Annotated in this window: 16 protein-coding genes; 10 read left to right on the top strand and 6 right to left on the bottom strand. The window is 41.2% G+C overall.

Translation table 11 applies throughout. The features are described 5' to 3' along the window. Positions 1-218: 218 nt before the first annotated feature. The 4 genes from ptsP to B5D47_RS05385 are packed head-to-tail and all read left to right on the top strand — an operon-like array spanning position 219 to position 5,297. Positions 219-1,913: a phosphoenolpyruvate--protein phosphotransferase gene (gene ptsP, locus B5D47_RS05400; protein WP_078930821.1), complete on the top strand. Its 1,695-nt coding sequence runs from the start codon at positions 219-221 to the stop codon at positions 1,911-1,913. Between the two features lie 11 nt (positions 1,914-1,924). Continuing rightward, on the top strand, positions 1,925-3,499 hold the full coding sequence (der, locus tag B5D47_RS05395; RefSeq protein ID WP_078930820.1) for a ribosome biogenesis GTPase Der: 1,575 nt from the start codon (positions 1,925-1,927) through the stop codon (positions 3,497-3,499). Between the two features lie 17 nt (positions 3,500-3,516). Next, complete coding sequence (locus B5D47_RS05390) at positions 3,517-3,837, top strand: MerR family transcriptional regulator (protein ID WP_078930819.1); 321 nt, start codon at positions 3,517-3,519, stop codon at positions 3,835-3,837. Positions 3,838-3,869: 32 nt separating this feature from the next. Further along, the gene (locus B5D47_RS05385) at positions 3,870-5,297 is read left to right on the top strand and encodes a small ribosomal subunit Rsm22 family protein (RefSeq protein WP_078930818.1); all 1,428 of its coding nucleotides are present in this window, start codon (positions 3,870-3,872) and stop codon (positions 5,295-5,297) included. A 43-nt stretch (positions 5,298-5,340) separates the two neighbouring features. On the opposite strand, the gene B5D47_RS05380 is transcribed toward B5D47_RS05385, so the two are convergent. From B5D47_RS05380 to rsmI, 4 genes are all read right to left on the bottom strand, one after another. After that, complete coding sequence (locus tag B5D47_RS05380) at positions 5,341-6,186, bottom strand: TrmH family RNA methyltransferase (RefSeq protein WP_078930817.1); 846 nt, start codon at positions 6,184-6,186, stop codon at positions 5,341-5,343. Between the two features lie 21 nt (positions 6,187-6,207). Then, on the bottom strand, positions 6,208-7,353 hold the full coding sequence (locus tag B5D47_RS05375; protein WP_078930816.1) for an iron-containing alcohol dehydrogenase: 1,146 nt from the start codon (positions 7,351-7,353) through the stop codon (positions 6,208-6,210). A 79-nt stretch (positions 7,354-7,432) separates the two neighbouring features. Beyond that, positions 7,433-7,726, bottom strand: a complete 294-nt coding sequence (locus B5D47_RS05370) for a flagellar biosynthesis anti-sigma factor FlgM (RefSeq protein ID WP_078930815.1) — start codon at positions 7,724-7,726, stop codon at positions 7,433-7,435. A gap of 19 nt (positions 7,727-7,745) precedes the next feature. Next, positions 7,746-8,453: a 16S rRNA (cytidine(1402)-2'-O)-methyltransferase gene (rsmI, locus tag B5D47_RS05365; RefSeq protein ID WP_078930814.1), complete on the bottom strand. Its 708-nt coding sequence runs from the start codon at positions 8,451-8,453 to the stop codon at positions 7,746-7,748. A gap of 253 nt (positions 8,454-8,706) precedes the next feature. Here rsmI and B5D47_RS05360 point away from each other — a divergent pair, with 253 nt between their 5' ends. From B5D47_RS05360 to mnmA, 5 genes are all read left to right on the top strand, one after another. Next, entirely contained in the window at positions 8,707-9,831 is a 1,125-nt protein-coding gene (locus B5D47_RS05360; RefSeq protein WP_078930813.1) for a DNA adenine methylase, read from the top strand. Between the two features lie 129 nt (positions 9,832-9,960). Continuing rightward, positions 9,961-10,617 carry a TetR/AcrR family transcriptional regulator gene (locus B5D47_RS05355; RefSeq protein WP_078930812.1) on the top strand — a complete coding sequence of 219 codons (657 nt, stop codon included), beginning with the start codon at positions 9,961-9,963 and terminating at the stop codon, positions 10,615-10,617. Between the two features lie 113 nt (positions 10,618-10,730). Next, positions 10,731-12,644 carry an AMP-dependent synthetase/ligase gene (locus tag B5D47_RS05350; protein ID WP_078930811.1) on the top strand — a complete coding sequence of 638 codons (1,914 nt, stop codon included), beginning with the start codon at positions 10,731-10,733 and terminating at the stop codon, positions 12,642-12,644. Positions 12,645-12,770: 126 nt separating this feature from the next. Continuing rightward, positions 12,771-13,628, top strand: coding sequence for an ATP-binding cassette domain-containing protein (locus tag B5D47_RS05345; protein ID WP_078930810.1), 858 nt, complete (start codon positions 12,771-12,773; stop codon positions 13,626-13,628). 227 nt (positions 13,629-13,855) lie between these two features. After that, positions 13,856-15,031 (top strand): tRNA 2-thiouridine(34) synthase MnmA, encoded by a 1,176-nt coding sequence (gene mnmA / locus B5D47_RS05340; RefSeq protein ID WP_078930809.1) that lies wholly within the window; start codon positions 13,856-13,858, stop codon positions 15,029-15,031. Positions 15,032-15,169: 138 nt separating this feature from the next. On the opposite strand, the gene B5D47_RS05335 is transcribed toward mnmA, so the two are convergent. Then, entirely contained in the window at positions 15,170-16,036 is an 867-nt protein-coding gene (locus B5D47_RS05335) for a hypothetical protein (protein WP_078930808.1), read from the bottom strand. 111 nt (positions 16,037-16,147) lie between these two features. On the opposite strand from B5D47_RS05335, the gene ilvY reads away from it, so the two are divergent. After that, positions 16,148-17,035 carry an HTH-type transcriptional activator IlvY gene (gene ilvY, locus B5D47_RS05330; RefSeq protein ID WP_078930807.1) on the top strand — a complete coding sequence of 296 codons (888 nt, stop codon included), beginning with the start codon at positions 16,148-16,150 and terminating at the stop codon, positions 17,033-17,035. On the opposite strand, the gene B5D47_RS05325 is transcribed toward ilvY, so the two are convergent. Then, positions 17,036-18,211, bottom strand: a complete 1,176-nt coding sequence (locus tag B5D47_RS05325) for a dienelactone hydrolase family protein (RefSeq protein WP_234969918.1) — start codon at positions 18,209-18,211, stop codon at positions 17,036-17,038. Between the last annotated feature and the right edge of the window lie 103 nt (positions 18,212-18,314).

Genomic DNA, 18,314 nt, shown 5'->3' with positions numbered 1-18,314 from the left:
TAAGGATTCTTCCAGTTTTTTTGGAGCGCAATTAGCCGTCAATCCGTCCACTGCGCAGTTGCGCTTATCGCTCCATCCGCCAAGGCGGACGCTGCGCGCTGCTCCGGCACGGGCTAAGTTTTCCGGCAAAATCGCATTCAGTTTTTTTCAAAAAATTCGCCGCAAATATCAGAATAGCGTCATTTGACAGGCTTTATCCCGAAAGTTAAAATACAGATATGAACGTTTTTTTAGGTACTTCGGCTTCGTCTGGAATTGGCATTGGTAAGGCTTTTGTTGTTCCTGAAACCGTCAAGAGAGTTATTCCGCGCAAAAAAATAGAAGAATCTGAGCACGACCAGCAATGGGCTCATTTTGAAAAATCACTTGCAAATGTTTCGACAGACATTTCTGAAAAAATTGCCGAATCTAAAGACAATAAAATTCAAAATCAGCTTTACGAAACTTATTTTTTAATGCTAAACGATCCCGAATTCATCAAGGAACTAAAAAAAGCGTTTTATTCACATTCGCTCAATATTGAATTCGTTCTCGACCGCCAGACAGCAAAATACGCAAAACAGCTTCGCTCAAGCGGAAACGACTACCTGGCAGAGCGAGCCCTGGATATTTACGACATTTTTGGAAAAGTCCTGGACGATATGCTGGATTTTCATCCTTTCGATATCGAAAGCGTTCCAAATGGAGTTGTAATTGTCGCAAATCAATTAAATCCGAGCGACACAATCATCCTTTCAAAACGAAAAATTGCCGGTCTTGCGCTGACCGAAGGCGGAATTTCAAGCCACGTTGGAATTTTGGCACGAAATTACGGAATTCCTGCGGTTTTTGCTCTGGACAACATTGCCTCTCAAATCGAAAACGGCGAAACTGTCGTTGTTGACGGCAACAATGCGGAAGTTTTTGCAGATCCGGACAATACTTCACTTGAAAATTTTCAGAAAAAAATCGACGAGGAAAAAGCTCACAGACTTATGCTCGAAAAATTCCGCAACGTCGAAGCCCAGACAAAAGACGGCGTAAAATTTCACATTTACGCAAATATCGGAACTGTCGAAGAAGCAAAACTCGCGTTAGAAGAAGGCGCGGACGGAATTGGTCTTTTTAGGACAGAATTCCTTTTTATGAGCGAAACAAACGGCGGACGCTCAAGCCTTTTTGACGAAGAAGAGCAGTTCAAAGCGTACAAGCAGGTTTTGCAGATAATGAACGGCAAGCCGGTTACAATCCGCACTTTGGACGCAGGAGGCGACAAACTTATAAATTCGCCGGAAATTCACATTAACGAAGAAAAAAATCCTCTCATGGGACTTCGGGCAATCCGTCTCAGCCTTGAAAATCCAATGCAGCTAAAAACCCAGTTGCGCGCACTTTACAGAGCAAGCGTTTTTGGAAATTTAAAAATTATGCTTCCGCTCATAACGAACGTTGAACAGGTAAAAAAGACTCTGGAAATTGCAGAATCAGTCCGGAATGAACTTGCTTCCGAAAAAATTGAATTCAATCCGGACGTTCCGATTGGAATTATGGTCGAAACCGCAGCGGACGCTCTGACAGCAGACTGTCTTGCAAAAGTGAGCGACTTTTTTTCAATCGGCACAAACGACCTTACCCAATACACAATCGGCGTTGACCGCGAAAATGCTTCCGTTGCTCCGCTTTATGACGAATTTCATCTTGCTGTTCTCAGAATGATTCAAAACACAATAAGCGAAGCGGAAAAAGCCGGAATCGATGTTTCTGTTTGCGGCGAAATGGCGAGCCGAAAAACAGGCGCCCTCGTTCTTGCAGGAATGGGAATCCGGAATTTGAGCATGAGTCCGGCAATGATTTGTAAAATCAAAGAACTTCTCTCAAAATATACGATAAAAGAATTAAAAAGCATCTCGTCAAAACAACTTAATTCGTTGTAAAATAAAGGTCTATGAAAAAAGCTAAAAAATCAAAGCCGGACTTTTCAAAGCCAAAGCCTCAGAAAACCGCGTCCGACGAACAAATTTTTAACGAAAACGACGATTTTAATTCATCGGAAAACGACTCTGTTCAAAAAAACGAAGAACTTTCGGATTCGGAAACAGGCGATGAATTTGGTCAAAAAGATGAAAATGCAACCGAAGAATTAAAATTTTTTCCAGATAAATCGTACATCAACCTGCCGACAGTCGCTATTGCCGGACGGCCAAATGTTGGAAAATCGACTCTATTTAACCGTTTTATGCACAAGCGTCTTGCGATTGTCGATCCAACTCCAGGCGTAACTCGAGATCCTGTCGAAGGAACTGCTTTTATCGGCGGAAAACCTGTTCACCTTGTTGATACCGGTGGTTTTAAGCTTGACCGCGATCTAAAAAGCCGTGAATCCGAAATGGACGAACTTGTAGTTGAAAAATCGCTTTCCGTAATTAAGCGCGCGGACCTGATTCTTCTTTTGCTCGAAGCCGGAAAAATCACTGGAGAAGACGAGGAATTTATTCACCTTTTGCGCCCGTATTGGGACAAAGTTGTGGTTGCCGTAAACAAATGCGAAGGCGGTTTTGGCGAAAACATCAGCTGGAATTATCTTCAGTACGGTTTTAATGAACTGCTTTTTATTTCGGCAGACCACGGCGACCACATAACAGAACTTGCAAAGGCAATTACAAGCCGCCTCGATTTTTCTGACGTAAAAGAAGGAATTGAAGAGCCTGTAATCAAAATTGCAATCGTCGGAAAACCAAACACTGGAAAATCAACGCTTTCAAACCGCCTTACGAACACTCAAAATTCAATCGTTTCTGACTATGCAGGAACAACACGCGATGTTGTTGAAGGAAGTTTTACCTGGGGCAAACGAAAATTTGAAGTTCTTGATACAGCAGGAATCCGGCGAAAAGCAAAGGTAAAGCAAAACGTTGAATATTATTCTGTAAACCGCGCAATCAAAACTCTGGACGAATGTGACATTGTTTTTTTGATGATTGACGCTGAGCAGGGACTTGCCGACCAGGACAAAAAAATCTGTTCACTCGCATACGAACGCGGCCGTGGAATCATCTTCGTTTTGAATAAATGGGACTTAAAAGAGCAGACAAAAAAAGTCTACAAAGACACTGTTGATTACATTCAGTATATGTTCGGACAAATGCAGTTTGCTCCAATTCTGCGTCTTTCAGCCTTAAACGGCGACGGAATTAAAGAGCTGATGGAAACAACAATCCGTCTTTACAAGCAGCTTACGACAAAAATCGAAACTTCTGCCCTGAACAAGGCTTTGGACGACTGGCTTTTCCGTTATCCGCCTCCGGCAAGCAAGGCAATACACTTTAAAATCCGCTATATGACGCAAACAGGAACAAATCCTGTTTCGTTCAGAATTTTTGCAACAAGTCCAGACAACGTTCCAGACAGTTACGTAACTTACTTAAAAAACAGAATTCGCGAAGATTTAGGTTTTGACCAGATTCCTGTCATGCTCGAAATGAAATCTAGCCGAAAACGCTGGGAAAATCGTTTTGAATAAAAATCAAAGGAAAGTTTGTGACATATTCAATCGGCGAAGCTGAGGAACTTACAGGCATAAAATCTCATATTCTGCGTTATTGGGAAGAAGTAATTCCCGGCTTTGCTCCAAAAAAAGATTTGGGCGGACGAAGAATTTACACAGAACGCGATATTGACTTGATTCTCCGGTTAAAATATCTCATAAACGAACGGAAATTTACAATTGAAGGCGCCCGGGACGAAATTTTGCGGGAAACGATGAATTACGACTCAAAAGCCGAAGTTCTCGATTCAATCCGGCAAATTCGCTCCGAATTAAGCCAAATGTATATGATTATCCGAAAATACCGAAAATAACCGGACAAAAAAATCAAAATCAGGAAGATTTTATGAAAAAAGAAGAAGCAAAATGGTACGAAAAGGCTTCCGGCAAAAAACAGCACAAAGCCGAAAATTCTGCAAAATTCGCCGCAAAAAATGAATTAAAAAAACAGCGCAAAGAAGAAAAAACACAGAAAAACGACGCAAAAACTGAAGATAAAAAAACTCCGCAAAAAAAGTTGAATGCTGAAAACCGCAGAAAAAACAATTTTTCTCAAAATAAAAGTTCAAAAACCGTTCCAATGTTTGAATTAAAAAACATTCCGGAAGATTCACTCGAAATTCTTAAAAATTTCGGAAAAATCATTGCCGAAACCAGAAATCTTTCGCCAAAGCAGCAGGTTCTTCTTCCAAAGCAGATAAAAAATTTAAGCCACCAGCTCACCGACGAAAGAAACAGCCGCCGTCTCGGCTACATGAACGACGCTTCCCAGCTTTCTGCGTACATCTCTTATTTTATGTGGTGGAATTTAATTCGCCTTACAAGACTTTTTGCAAATTTTCCAAAAAACGCTTTTAAACTAAAAGAAGAGGATGTTTGTCTCGACCTGGGTTCCGGACCTCTGACTGTCCCTTGCGCGCTTTGGCTTGCAAGACCGGAACTGCGCTCAAAAAAACTGACTTTTTATGTTTTGGATTTAAGCCAGGGCGCTCTTTCCGCCGGAGAAGAAATTTTTCTTTCGATTGCGGCAAAAACTCTGACAGAAGAACAAAATCCGTGGAAAATCGTCCGCGTCAAAGGCGCGATTGGAACACAAATAAAACAAAAACCTTCGCTTATAACCTGCGCAAACGTCTTCAACGAACTTGCCCAGACAAACGAAATGCCGCCGGATTTTCTTGCAAAAAATTATACAAACGACATACTAAAATATTTTGATAAAGAAACAGATTCGGCTCAGACAGTTTTGCTTATTGAACCAGGAGATCCGCACTCGGCAAGGCTTGTAAGCTTGATGCGCGATTCATTTATCCGAAAAAATTTTATGCCTTTGAGCCCATGTCCGCACATTCACGTGTGTCCAATGGCAGGAAGAACCTCTTCCAATCCGGGCGGAAAATGGTGCAACTTTGCTTTTGACACAGCAGATGCCCCGGAAGAGCTTTTAAAATTTTCTAAAAATGCGAATTTGCAAAAAGAGCGTGCTTCTTTGAGCTACGTTTTGGTCAGCAAAGAAAAAATTGCAAAACCAGAAGAAAAACCGTCTCAAAACAATTCAGAAAATCTAAAACTAAGAGTTGCCTCGGACTTTATAAAACTCCCCGAGCTGCACAAATCCGCATATTACTGCTGTTCAGAAATTGGACTTGTTCTTGCGGTTGATAAAACAAATGTCCACCCAAAAAACGGAGATTTGCTTTCTGTAAAACGACCAAAATCTTTAGAAAATGCAGATTATGACAAAAAATCCGGGGCTGTAATTCTCGAAATTTAAAATAAGTTTTTACAACGCACAAACCACGCTTAAATTAAAAACTCTAAAAATCATTTTTTTCCAGAGATTCAACCCATTTTTGCATAAGAATTCCAAAAGCAACTCCAACATTCAAGCTGGCTTTAAGACCTTTCATTGGAATTGTCACCCGGCCGTACGATGCTTTTTTGAGCGCTTCCGGGCTTACTCCGAGTTCTTCCGAGCCGATTATGCAAATTCCTTTTTTTGGAAATTTAAATTCTTCGAGCGGAGTTCCGCCAGTTTCGAGGACAAAAATCGGAATATCATTTTTTTTGGAATATTCTTCGAGTTCATCAAGACTTTTTTTCTGCCAGCCGAGGGTTTCAATACAGCCCATGCCGCTTCGCACAGCTTTTGGATGGTCAGGAGGAACGCACATTGGACTTACAAAAACATTTTCCGCACCCATCGCCTCTGCCGTTCTAAAAATTGAACCAAGGTTGAACGGAGAACGTATATCTTCCGCATAAACGCTCACGCCCTCAAAAAAATCCCTCTGCTTTACGATTCCATTTTCGTCAAAAACTTCCGGATGCGGCGCAATAATCAAATCCCATTCTGCCGGAAAAGTTCCAATTATTTTAAGCATTGTGTTGCGTGCAAGATTGCAAGAACGTTTTTCATCAAAAGGAATTTCTTCGAGCGCATTTTTTAAAATTTTTGCGTCCTCAGAAGGCATTTGTGGATCTTTTAAGCAAATTTCGACAATTTTTTTTACGTAGTCTGCGCGGGCAATAGATTTATAAGAATATTCGTTGCCTTTTTCAGGAACTCCATCAATGTCGCGTTCCAGCGCGCCTAGAGTGAGCGCAAGTTTCCTGCGTTTTTGTCCGCCTTCAAGCTGTGTTAATTTTCCAGGATCAATCATTTTTTTCCCTATTGTTAAAAATCAGTAGGCCGACTTTAAAATTTCAAAAAGAGTGTCGCTTGTCATTGAACACGGCATAAAATTTATCCAGTCGGTCGAAGCCGCATCTTCGGCAACAGAGGCAAGCTGCTCAATTGTTATAGAAAGCTCTTTTAAGCGGAGCGGCAAATTTTCTTTTGCGAGCCGTTCACGGATATTGTCCGCAAAAGCCTGAGCCTGCTCTGTCTCAGAATCTTTTTTTTCAATTCCAAAAAAATCCGCAAATTTTGCAACACGGTCAGCCTTGAATTTTGCGCAAAATTCAATCACGTACGGAAAAATAATCGAGGCAACGAGGGGACGGCTTATCTTAAATCTGGCATTTACCGCAAGAGCCAGAAGTCCTGCCGGTCCAAAAGACGAGGCGCTCGAAGCAAGGCTTGCCAAACATCCTCCTTCAAAAAGCAATTCCTCTTTTGGTGTCGTAATATTCAGAGAATTTGAACCGTCGAGAGCCAGGCGCAAAAGTTCCGCCGATTTTTCTGCGGTCATATCACTAAAAAAGTTCGCTTTTTGCGAAAAATAACTTTCAGCGGCAAGACAGACGCTTTCGACAGCCATTGAAAAAGTCTGATTTTCGGTCAGCGTAACAGACATTGTAGGGTCAAAAACTGTGGTTTTGCAAAGAGCATTCTGGACTTTTAAGAGTTTTAAGCCGTTCGTCCGAGAATCACAAATTGCAATTCTGTCCGTAAAAACACCCGGACACCTGCAAGTCGTGCTCAGAACAACAAGCGGAAGCGGAGATTTTGAAGGAACTTCTCCATCCGCAAAGTCATAAATACTTTTTTCTTCGTAAAAAAACGCAGCGACACAGCGGGCAATTTCTATGGTTTTTCCGCCGCCAACTGCAATCACCGCCTGAATATGAGAATTTTTTGCAAGATTGAGAGCCGCAGCCGCAGCCTTTGTGTCTGCCGACTCCGCAATTTCGTCAAAAATAAAAAAATCAACTCCTCGGTCAGAAAGAGCCTGTGTCATCTTGTCCGCAGCGCCCACAGAGCGCAAGACAGGATCCAGAACAAGCATAAATCTTTTTCCAAACTCGCAGGCAAACTGCCCAAGCCGGCTCGCAGCATAAGAAGAAATAATCACATTCGGCGAAACTCTAAACACAAAATCTGTCATACGCAGCCCACTCCTCCAAACTAAACAAAAAAAGCAGAACAAAATGTTCTGCTTCCAAAGTAATCAATAAACGGTTAAGTTAAAAACCCCAGGAATCCAAAATACGATCTGCGGCTGAACCAATTGTTACAGAATTTAAATAATTTGGATCTTTAATTTTTTCTTTAACAGAGGCAACAAGGTCAGAACGAACATCTGGAGTCTCTTCTGCAACCTGGCTCAAAAAATATGCTCTTGCAGCTTCTTTTGCTTCGTCAGAAACGTTGATTGAATCAGAAGTGTCTGTAATAGAAGTTCTTTCCATGCCATTAGTACGGCGAGAGTTCTGTACATTGTTGATTGGATTGATTCCATTAATGTTCTGTACCATCATTTAAAACCTACCTTACTTCTTAATTATCGGCATTGTCTTCCGAAAGTTGAGCATTTTTATTGCCCGAAATAAAAACTGCAAATTCTCCCAAAACCTTAGATCTTGAAGAAAATTCGTCACGCATCTCTTCTGCTGTACCGCCAATAATTTCTTCGTGCATTTTTGTCAGCTCGCGACCAACAACAACGCGCCGTGTACTATCAATATCGGCTATATCAGTCAAAAGCTTAACAATTCTAAACGGAGATTCGTATAAAACAACAGCATCTCCAGTTGCCAAAAGCTCTCTAAGCCTTGAACGCCTTCTTCCCGGTTTAGGAGAAAGAAAACCCTCAAAAATCAGCGTTTTTCCGCCAGCACCGGCAACGCTCACCAAAGTGGCAAAAGCGCTAGGTCCCGGAATCGGAACAACATTGTGCCCGCTTTCCCTTGCAAGACCTGCCAAAACAGCCCCCGGATCACTTATTCCAGGAGTTCCCGCATCGCTGGCATACGCAACCGACTGTCCTTCATCAAGCAGCTTGATGATTTTCTGACCGGCAATTGCCTCATTCTGCGAACGACAGGAAATCAGCGGCTTATGAATTTCAAAATGATTCAAAAGCTGCAAAGTATGCCTTGTATCTTCGGCCGCAATTACATCAACATTTTTAAAAGTTTCAATAGCACGAAAAGTAATGTCGCCCAAATTTCCAATCGGCGTACCAACTATATATAGCGTAGACACAACTCAATAATAATCTGAATAACACTAAAAATCAATATTTTATTTTTACAGACCGCATCCACCGTCAAGCCGGCTGCTCCGGGTTCGCTCACGCTCATCGTCCTCGGCTAAAGCCTGCGGTCGACTGCGCCATGCGCATCCGGGGTAAGTTTTTTTTATAAAAAAGGCATTTTTTGCTCAAGGCAGCATTCTTTTTTAGATTCTTTTTATAGAAAATTTTGAAAATTTGTTATAAACTTTTATACACGTTTTTATGAATTATTCAGACTCTGCAAATTTTGACGAAAATCCCGAATTTCTTACTACTCAAATAATCACATATCTTGGAAACAAACGGCGCCTTCTTGAACACATCGAAAAAGAAATTCTTCTGATTGCGGAAAAACTCAACTGTCAAAAACTTGTCTGTGCCGACCTTTTTTCAGGCTCTGGAATCGTTGCCCGAATGTTAAAAAAATATTCATCAAATTTAATCGTAAACGACCTTGAAAATTATTCCGCGGTCATAAACGGTTGCTATCTTATAAATAAAAAAGATTTTCCTGTCCAGGAATATTCGGCTCTTAAAAGCAAAATCGAAGAACTCTGTTCTATAGAAAAAATTTCTGGCATAATTTCGCAAAATTACGCTCCTCAAAACGACAAAGATATTCAAAAAGGCGAACGGGTGTTTTACACACGGCAAAACGCGCTCTTAATCGACACTTACCGAAGACTCATCGACGACGTTGTAAAAGAAGAGCCGTTAAAAAAATTCTTTCTTGCGCCTTTAATCACCGAAGCGTCAATTCACGTAAACACAAGCGGAGTTTTTAAGGGTTTTTACAAAGACAAAAACACTGGAATCGGCTGCTTTGGCGCAAGCGGAAAAAACGCGCTTCCAAGAATTTTCGGAAAAATCGAATTAAAGACGCCAGTTTTCAGCAATTTTGAGTCCGGCCTGGAAATCTTTCAAAAAGATGCAGTCGTGCTCTCAAAGGAATTAAAAAATCTCGACATAACGTATCTCGATCCGCCTTACAACCAGCATCCTTACGGCTCAAACTATTTTATGCTCAACCTTATCTTAAAAAACAAACTCGATGCAAATATAAGCAAAGTGAGCGGAATCGTCCAAAACTGGAACCGTTCGGTTTTTAACAAGCCTTATGCCGCCTTAAGCTCAATGGAAGAAATTATTTCGGGCATTTCAAGCAAATATGTAATAATTTCATACAATTCGGAAGGTTTTATAAGTTTTGACCAGATGTCCGGAATGCTAAAAAAATACGGAAACCTAAAAACAGTAGAAATCAAATACAACACTTTCCGAGGAAGCCGCAACCTTAAAAACCGCGACATTCACGTCCGCGAGTATCTTTTTGTTTTAGAAAAATAATTCCGGCAAAAAAAACAAACCTCTCTGTCCGCTTTTTTTGGCAACAAAGTCTAAAAAGTTGACAAAGCGCCACCTGCTCATTAAACTAACATTTGTTAGTTTGTCAGATTTTTGTATGGAGAAAAGTTAATGCCAGCTGAAAAAATCACCCATGAAAAAATTATTCACGCGGTTTTAGACTGTGCATTTATAAAAAGCGTAGGTGGAACTTCACTTGCGGACATTGCTGGCAAACTCGGAATCAAAAAAGCAAGTCTTTACAATCATTATGAATCCCGCGAAGCTATGCTCGATGATACGGTTCATTTCTGCGGCGAATATCTAAAAAAAACAACCCTAATTCCTTCGGAAATGACGGCAACCGCACAAAAATACACGGCAGAAGCGGTTTTAAAAGGAATTGTTCATCGCTGGATTAAAATAAACGAAAAAGAGCCTCTCCTTCAGATTTATTCTTTTATCGAAAGCGAAAAATATTTTTCACCAGAAGCGGCGGCAATTTCAAAAGAATCCAGAGCAAAAATTTTAAACCAGACAATAATCGCCTTAAACAGTTTAATCGAAGCAAAAAAAATTTCACCGGCTACAAAAAAAACTGTTTCAATTCATGCGGAAATTTTTACGAATATGCTTTTTAGCCTGCTTGATAAATATATTATAGAAAAGAAAAATTACATCCGCTCAAATCCTCAGTCAGGCGATGGCGAACTTTTTAGCGCGCTTCCGTTTGAACCGGATTTTACCCGGATCGACCCTCTTTTAGAAGAATTCTGCAAAATCCTGTAAAAAGCAAAATTAAATTTCAAGCAGTGGAAAAGATTTTTTTTTAGTAATATAATCGACCTTATGACATTTTAACAAATTGTGTCATTTTGGTGCTATTGCAATTTGGAGGCAATATGGAAAAAACTCTGCCAAGAATGTTCAGAGAAACTGCAAAAAAATATCCTGAATTAACTGCCCAAATGTCGCGGATCAGCGAAGGTGTTTGGGACAGCATTTCTTATAAAAACGCATTTGAAATCTCAAAAAATTTTGCCGGCGGTCTTCTTTCGATTGGAATAAAACGCGGCGATCACATCGGTATGATTTCCGACAACCGGAAAGAATGGCAGCAGATAGACATGGGCCTTCTTTCGATCGGTGCAATTGACGTTCCTCGCGGTTGCGACGCGACAATTGGCGATCTTGAATATATTCTGTCATTTGCAAAAACTCAGACAGTAATTGTCGAAAATAAATCCCAGATTTCTAAAATTCTTGGAATTAAGGATAAACTTCCGCTTTTAAAAACTTTTATTTCGATTGAAGATCAGGACGAAAAAGTTTTTGAAGAATGTAAAAACTCCGGAATTACTCTTTTTACTTTTAATCAGATTGTAGAAAAAGGTGAAGAATTCAATCAAAAAAATCCGGCAACTGTCGATGAAGAAATCAACAAAGGCCAGTGGGACGACTTGGCTTCGATTATCTTTACTTCGGGAACAACAGGACAGCCAAAGGGTGTAATGCTCACTCACGGAAACTTTTTATCGCAGCTCGAAGATATTGACGAGCGAATCTGGCTTAATCCGGGCGACCGCGGAATTCTTGTGCTTCCAGTCTGGCACGCTTTTGAACGCTCTGTTGAATATGTAGTTTTTTCTCAGGCGGCAACATTGTGCTATTCAAAACCAATCGGCCAGATTCTTTTACAGGACTTTAAGTCTCTTGACCCGCAGGTTTTGCCGGCAGTTCCACGCGTAATCGAAGCGATTTACGACGGAATTTACAAAAAAATGCGGAAAACAGGAGGAATCACCCTCAAAGTTTTCAATTTCTTTGTAACAGTTGCGCTTTTCCACTCAAAACTCGACCGCGTTCTTTTTGACAAAACCACACGCTACGGAATAGACAAGAGATGGTTGCAGTGGCCGGCATTTGTTATTCCATGGCTTTTGCTCTATCCAATAAAATTACTCGGCGGGGCAATCGTTTTCCGCAAAATCCGTGCAATGCTAGGAAAACACTTCCGTGGAGCAGTTGCAGGTGGCGGTGCGCTTCCTCCGGCAATTGATAAATTTTTCTGGGCAATCGGAGTTCCTCTCGTAGAAGGCTACGGTCTTACAGAAACTTCGCCGATTATTTCGGTTCGTCCGTTTAACAGGCCGGTTCTTGGCAATGTTGGCCGTCCGATCCGTGAGCTTGCGGCAAAAGTTGTTGATCCTGCAACAGGAAAAGAAGTTCCTCGCGGCAAAAAAGGCGTATTGCTCGTAAAAGGTCCGACAGTAATGAAAGGCTACTACGAACGTCCAGACCTTACAAAAGAAGTTATTGACGAAAACGGCTGGTTCAATACAGGCGACCTGGCCCGCCTTACGGCAAACGGCGAAATCGTTTTGTGCGGACGCATAAAAGACACAATTGTTCAGCTTGGCGGCGAAAATATCGAGCCTGTTCCTATCGAAATGAAAATTCAAGAATCGCGTTACATAAAAACAGCGGTTGTCGTAGGTCAGGACCAGAGGTATCTGGCGGCGCTCATAGTTCCAGAAAAATCCGAGATCGAACAGTTTGCCCAGGAAGCAAAAATTTCGTACAAAAAATACGAAGATTTGGCAAAAAGCCTGGAAATAAAACGGCTGCTCGAAAGCGAAATAAGCCAGCGTGTAAATTCCAAAAACGGATTTAAAATGTTTGAGAGAATCAACAAAATTGCAGTTCTTCCAAAAGAATTTGAAGTTGGCGTTGAACTTTCGGCCAAACAGGAAATAAGCCGCTATAAAATAAACGCAATTTACGCTTCTGAAATAAAAAAACTTTTTAAAGACTAAACAAATCCAGCCCGGTTGTAAAAATCGGGCTGTTTTTTTTGAGAAAAAAGCTGTTTTAAAATCTCAAAATTCTATGGTCAAAAAAAAGCACTGTATACAAGTTTATTTTTTTATTAAAATAATTGTATGGATTTTTTACAGTTTGATGATGTTACATTTTCTTATCCGCCAGTTGATGGCGATGTTGATTCCAATGGAAAACAGATTGTTCCAGCTCCAGTTTTTGAGCATTTTTCGGGAAGTCTGCCTGGTGGCGGTTTTATAAGCCTTGTAGGTCAGAACGGATGCGGAAAATCTACCTTTTTAATGCTTGCGTCCGGAAGGCTTTTGCCAGACAGCGGAAATATAAAACTTTTAGGAAAGAATCCTGCAAAACTTAATCAGGAAGAAAAAAATCTTCTTGCAAGCGTTATCTACCAGAATGTTGAATTTGACACCGAAGACAAAACTGGAGGACTGCTTGCCCAGGTTTATTCTGCAGGAGCGTTAAAAAACAACGCAAAAGCAATACGTTCTGACGGCGATTTGCTTGCAGAAATTATCGAAATTTTTGAACTCGACTCTCTTTTGGAACGTCCGCTTACACATTTGAGCAAGGGAGAAAAACAGCGCGTAATTCTCGCATTCAGTTTGCTGTACGGAAGCGCCTCTGTTTTTATGGACGAGCCAATGTTTGCAATGGAAGACCGCCAAAAAGAAAACGCCCTCGCCTATCTTAAAGAATTTGTAAAAAAGACTGGAACTACAATTTATTGTTCCATGCACGAGCTCGACCTTTCTAAAAAATATTCCGACTATGTTTTACTGTTCTATCCTGGAAGAGAAATGGCTTTTGGAACGCCGGAAGAAGTTTTGACGCCGAAAGATTTGGAAAAAGCGTATCAAATTCCTGCCGAAATGCTCAAACACAAAGAAGATATGACCCGCGAACAGTTAAAAGCCGTTGCAAAGACGATTGACGAGCAATTTTCCAAAAAAAACTAGTGCGCTAAAGCGCACGACCGGGCTTATAGCCCGGATTGGAAGGGTGCGGAGCATCCGCGTTAGAGGATGTAGCGAAAGCGGAACCCTGGAAAGCCGGTTTTTGAGACAACCGGGCGGTTTTGGCCGGAAAATATTTCTTTTGCAAAAAATGTGCTCCAAAATATAAAAATCCTTGATTATTTTTTTTATATCGTTTAATTTTTGCTATCTGAATTTTTGGAGTTTTTATGAATTATATAAATCTTGATATGCCAAAAGCCGGCGATACTGTTGTTGTCGGAATGTCGGGCGGTGTTGACTCAACTTTGACAGCACTTTTGCTCAAAAACAAGGGTTGCAGAGTAATCGGAGCAACAATGTCCATTTGGGACGGAAGATTGCCGGAAGTAAAGTCTGACAAACCGATTCGGGAAGCCTGCTATGGTCCTGGAGAAGAAGAAAACATTGCCGAATGCGAAAAATTCTGCAAAGAACACGACATTGAATATCACGTTATCGACGTAAAAGAAACTTATAGAAAAGTCGTTCTTGAATATTTTAAAAGCGAATATCGTGCCGGCCGCACTCCAAATCCGTGTATTCGCTGCAACCGTTTTATAAAATTTGATGCGCTGCTTGCCGGCTTAAAAGAACTTAAAATTGATTTTGACTATTTTTGTACTGGTCATTATGCGCGTGTTGTTCGTCCAGAAACCGGAATTTTTGGGACAGACGCAAAACCTGCCATGATTGCCGGAGCCGCCGATTCAACAAAAGACCAGACTTATTTTCTTTACCGCCTGCCGTCGGAACTTCTCGAAAAAGTAAGGTTTCCGCTCGCATTGATGCAGAAAAAAGAGGTTTTTGAGCTTGCAAAACAGGCAAATCTTGAAGCGGCAAAACGCGAAGAAAGTCAGGATTTTATTCCGCCTGAATATTTTGAAATGCTTTTTAACGACAAACCGAGCGTTCCCGGCGACATTATCGATTTGGACGGCCATGTTCTTGGACGGCACAAAGGAATCGAACACTACACAATCGGTCAGAGAAAAGGACTTGGCGTTGCATTGAATTATCCGGCTTACGTTCAGCACATTGACGCAAAAAATAATCTGGTTGTCCTTGCAAAAAATGACGATTTAAATTCAAATGCCCTGATTGCAGACGATTTTGTCTGGCCGGCAGGAATTGAACCGTCAGAACCTGTCGAAGCACTGGTAAAAATCCGGCTTGCAAGCAGACCGGCAGCCGCAATTGTAGAAAAATATGTTCCTTCTGAGGACGACAAAACTGTTTATTCCGGAACTCCGTGGAAAATCACTTTTAAGGAACCACAGCGCGCAGTTGCTCCAGGACAGTCGGCCGTTCTTTATATTGACGGTGTAATCCGTGGTGGCGGCGTAATAAGCCGTACAATCGAATAATAAAAACGACTGTAATAAAAATTCAAAAAGCAAAAAAAATGCTGGAAAACTGAACTTTTGTTCTGATTCCAGCATTTTTTATTTATTTGCAAAGTTAGCCGTCAAAAACTAGCCCTGCGTTTTTTTTATACAAACCAATTATTTTGCGTCCGAATTTGCAGAAGATGAATTTCCGTAAGTGTAAGAATATTCATTTATATCGATGAGTTCGTTTACAGTTGTTCCGAATTTCTGAGAAACGGCATAAGTTGTAGTTCTTGTAACGTTTCCTTTGTCATCGTATTTATAAATAATTCTCTTTACAAGTTTGTTTGATTCGTTGTAAGTCTGCTCTTCTGTAACCGAATATTTTTCGTCAAAGCGGAACACTACTTTCTGAGTAACAGTTCCGTCAGAAAGAGGATATGAGATTTCAGAAAGTTTTCCGGCGTCGTTGTAAGTGTAAACGCGCTTCTGCTGCAAAGAGCCGTCTGCGTTGTAAGAACAAACTTCGCTGTCGCGTCCTGCATCGTCAAATTTTATAATTGTTTTTCCGAGAAGTGCACCGTCCGCATTGTAATATGCTTCCTCGCTCTGTTTTTCCTGACTTATTTTCCAGATACTCTTGTTAACGAGCATATCGCTTGCATTGTATTCAGATTCTTCGGTTTTGTTTCCGTTTGAATCGTAAACTGTAACTGTTTTCCAGCTTATTTTTCCGTCAGAATCAAAACCTGTCGTTGAAGTCAAGTTTCCAGCAGCATCGTAAGCAAAAACTAAGCGGTCAACAACCGCGCCTTTTGCCGTAAATTCAGAAGTTTCTGTCTGTCTTCCGTTTGCGTCAAAAACATGAAGGTATTTTGCCTTTGGAGAACGATAATACTCACCAAATTTTTCAGTAATCGTATAAGTGGTTTTTGTATAATCCTTAACAGGTGCAGAAAGAGAAACAGCGGCGGCAGGATCAAAAGCATAAATATTGAATGATAAAGCGGCAACTGTCATAGCGATAAATGTTTTTTTCATTTTTAATTCCTCCGGATTCTGTTTTATTATCGGCAATTTTTATATATTATTGTAACTAATTGTATAAAAAACCTTTAAAAATTTCAATTTTAAGGTTTTTGAGGTTGAATTATGGATTTTTTTGAACTGAATGCTTTTTTGACTCTTTCAAAAACCCTTCACTTTGCAAAAACCGCCGAAAAAATAAATTTAAGTCCTTCTGCCCTCAGCCGTTTGATTACGAGGCTAGAAGACGAAACTTCCTGTCAGCTTTTTGAACGAAATAACCGCGAAGCCACATTAACAGAAAAAGGAAAGAAATTTGCCGAATTTGCGGAAAAGTGCCTGCAGCAGAAGGAAGATGTTTTTGCAAAACTGAATTCATCAAAATCTCTCATAACAGGAACCTTAAAGGTTTATGCTTCTGTAACAGCCTGCTATTCAATCATGCCGCCGTTTTTACAAAAAGTTGCGGAGCGTTTTCCAGACTTGCATTTAAATGTTCAGACGGGAGATCCTGCCGGAGCAATTCAGGCTGTAAAAAACGGAGAAGCCGATGTAGCCGTTGCGGCAATTCCAGAAACAGGTTTGAGCGGAATAGATTGTATTCCTGTAAGAAGCACGCCTCTTGTCTTTGCGGCAAGCACCGGAGGACCGTACGAAAAAGTGAGCGGCAGTCCTCAGGACATTGTCTCTTCAGTACCGCTGATTTTGCCAAAAACAGGGCTGGCCCGCGAACGGTTTGACCGCTGGATAGAATCACGCAACGTCAAACCGCAAATTGCCGCCGAAACGGAAGGAAACGAGGCAATTATGGCATTGGTTCAGCTCGGACTGGGAATTGGTCTTGTGCCTCACATCGTGCTTACAAACGGGCCTTACGAAAAAGGATTTACCTGCCACGCTGCCGGAAACGCACTCGGCTCTTACGAAGTCGGTTTTATTCAAAAAATGCAGTATTCCGGAAGCGAATCTTACAAAAAGATGCGGCAGGCCATCGACAAAATTTTACATGAGTGACTACTTAAACTGCTTATCAAGCCAGTCAAAAGCTGCTTTTTGCTGTTCTGCCGGGAAAGCATGTTCCATTCCAGGCACAATTTCGGTCTTTACCTTGTCGCCGGCATTTGCAGCAGTCCAGATTTTATGAACTTTTGCGTATGCTTCTTCAGTTCCTGCATTTGGATTTACAGCGTCCTTATCTCCGCCAATAAAGTACATTGGTTTTGGAGCGGCAAGACCTGCAATGTCTGGATAATCCAGGAATTTTGCCATTGTCGGATGCAGCATTGAATATGCGGAATTTCCCTTCAACTGTCCATCTTTTTCTACGATATGACCTTTCATCGTACCAAACCAGCAAACAGAAACTCCAGCCTTAATGTCGTCGCTGATTGCGGCAAGCTGCCAGGAACGGAAACCGCCCATGCTAAAGCCTATGCAGGCAACACGCTCTTTATCTACCTGTGGCAAACTTGCCAAAAATTTTGCAGCCCGGCAGTCTTCCTGGGCAATAAGTCCGGCAAAACTTGTTCCCATGTTGAACATATTCGAAGCCAAAGACTGCTGGCTTCCTGTGCTGAAATTTTTAACTGAACGGTCGCCCCAGCCAAGCGCATCAAAACTCAAAACAACATAACCGCGCTTTGCAAGTTCGTCGCCAGGATAAAGGTCGGAAAAGTATTGATTTGCCCATGCCTTTGAATTCTTGATTTTTTCGTACAAATCCTTGCTTTCTGGAGAAAGTTTTGCAGCTTCAATGCTGGCTTCCTTGTTGCTCTTGATTTTTAGGATTTTTTCTACAGCCTTGTCTGAAGAAAAAGCCCTTACCATTTTTTCTTTACCAATGGCAAAATTTGAACCGTGGTCGTGGAGCATAAGGGCAGCAGGAAAAGTCTGTCCTTTTTTTCCATTAGGAACCAAAAGATATGCAAGAACACGGCTGTCCTGAGAAATATTAAAAACTACTTTCTGAGCAGTGTAGCCGTCACGTTTTTCCGATTCCAAAACAACCATATCAAACGGCGTTTTGTCATCTTCCTGAATAATAAGCTCGCGGGCTTTTTCGAGTCCGTCTTTTTTCCACTGGTTAAAATCAACGCCGTCTTTGTAACCCATTTTAAAAGTCCAGCGAGATTTTATGTTCTCATAAAAAACAGGCAGGCAACGCTCCGAAGCATTAATTTCCTGAGTCACGTACTCTTTACTCCCTTTTGCAAACGCACTGAATACAAAAAAAACAGCAAATATTGCAAAAAATGATTTTTTTAAAAGTCTTTTCAAGCGAACCTCCATGCGA

This window comes from Treponema berlinense, assembly GCF_900167025.1.
GTDB classification, from domain to species: Bacteria; Spirochaetota; Spirochaetia; order Treponematales; family Treponemataceae; genus Treponema_D; species Treponema_D berlinense.
This window is presented reverse-complemented; position numbering and strand designations above follow the sequence as displayed.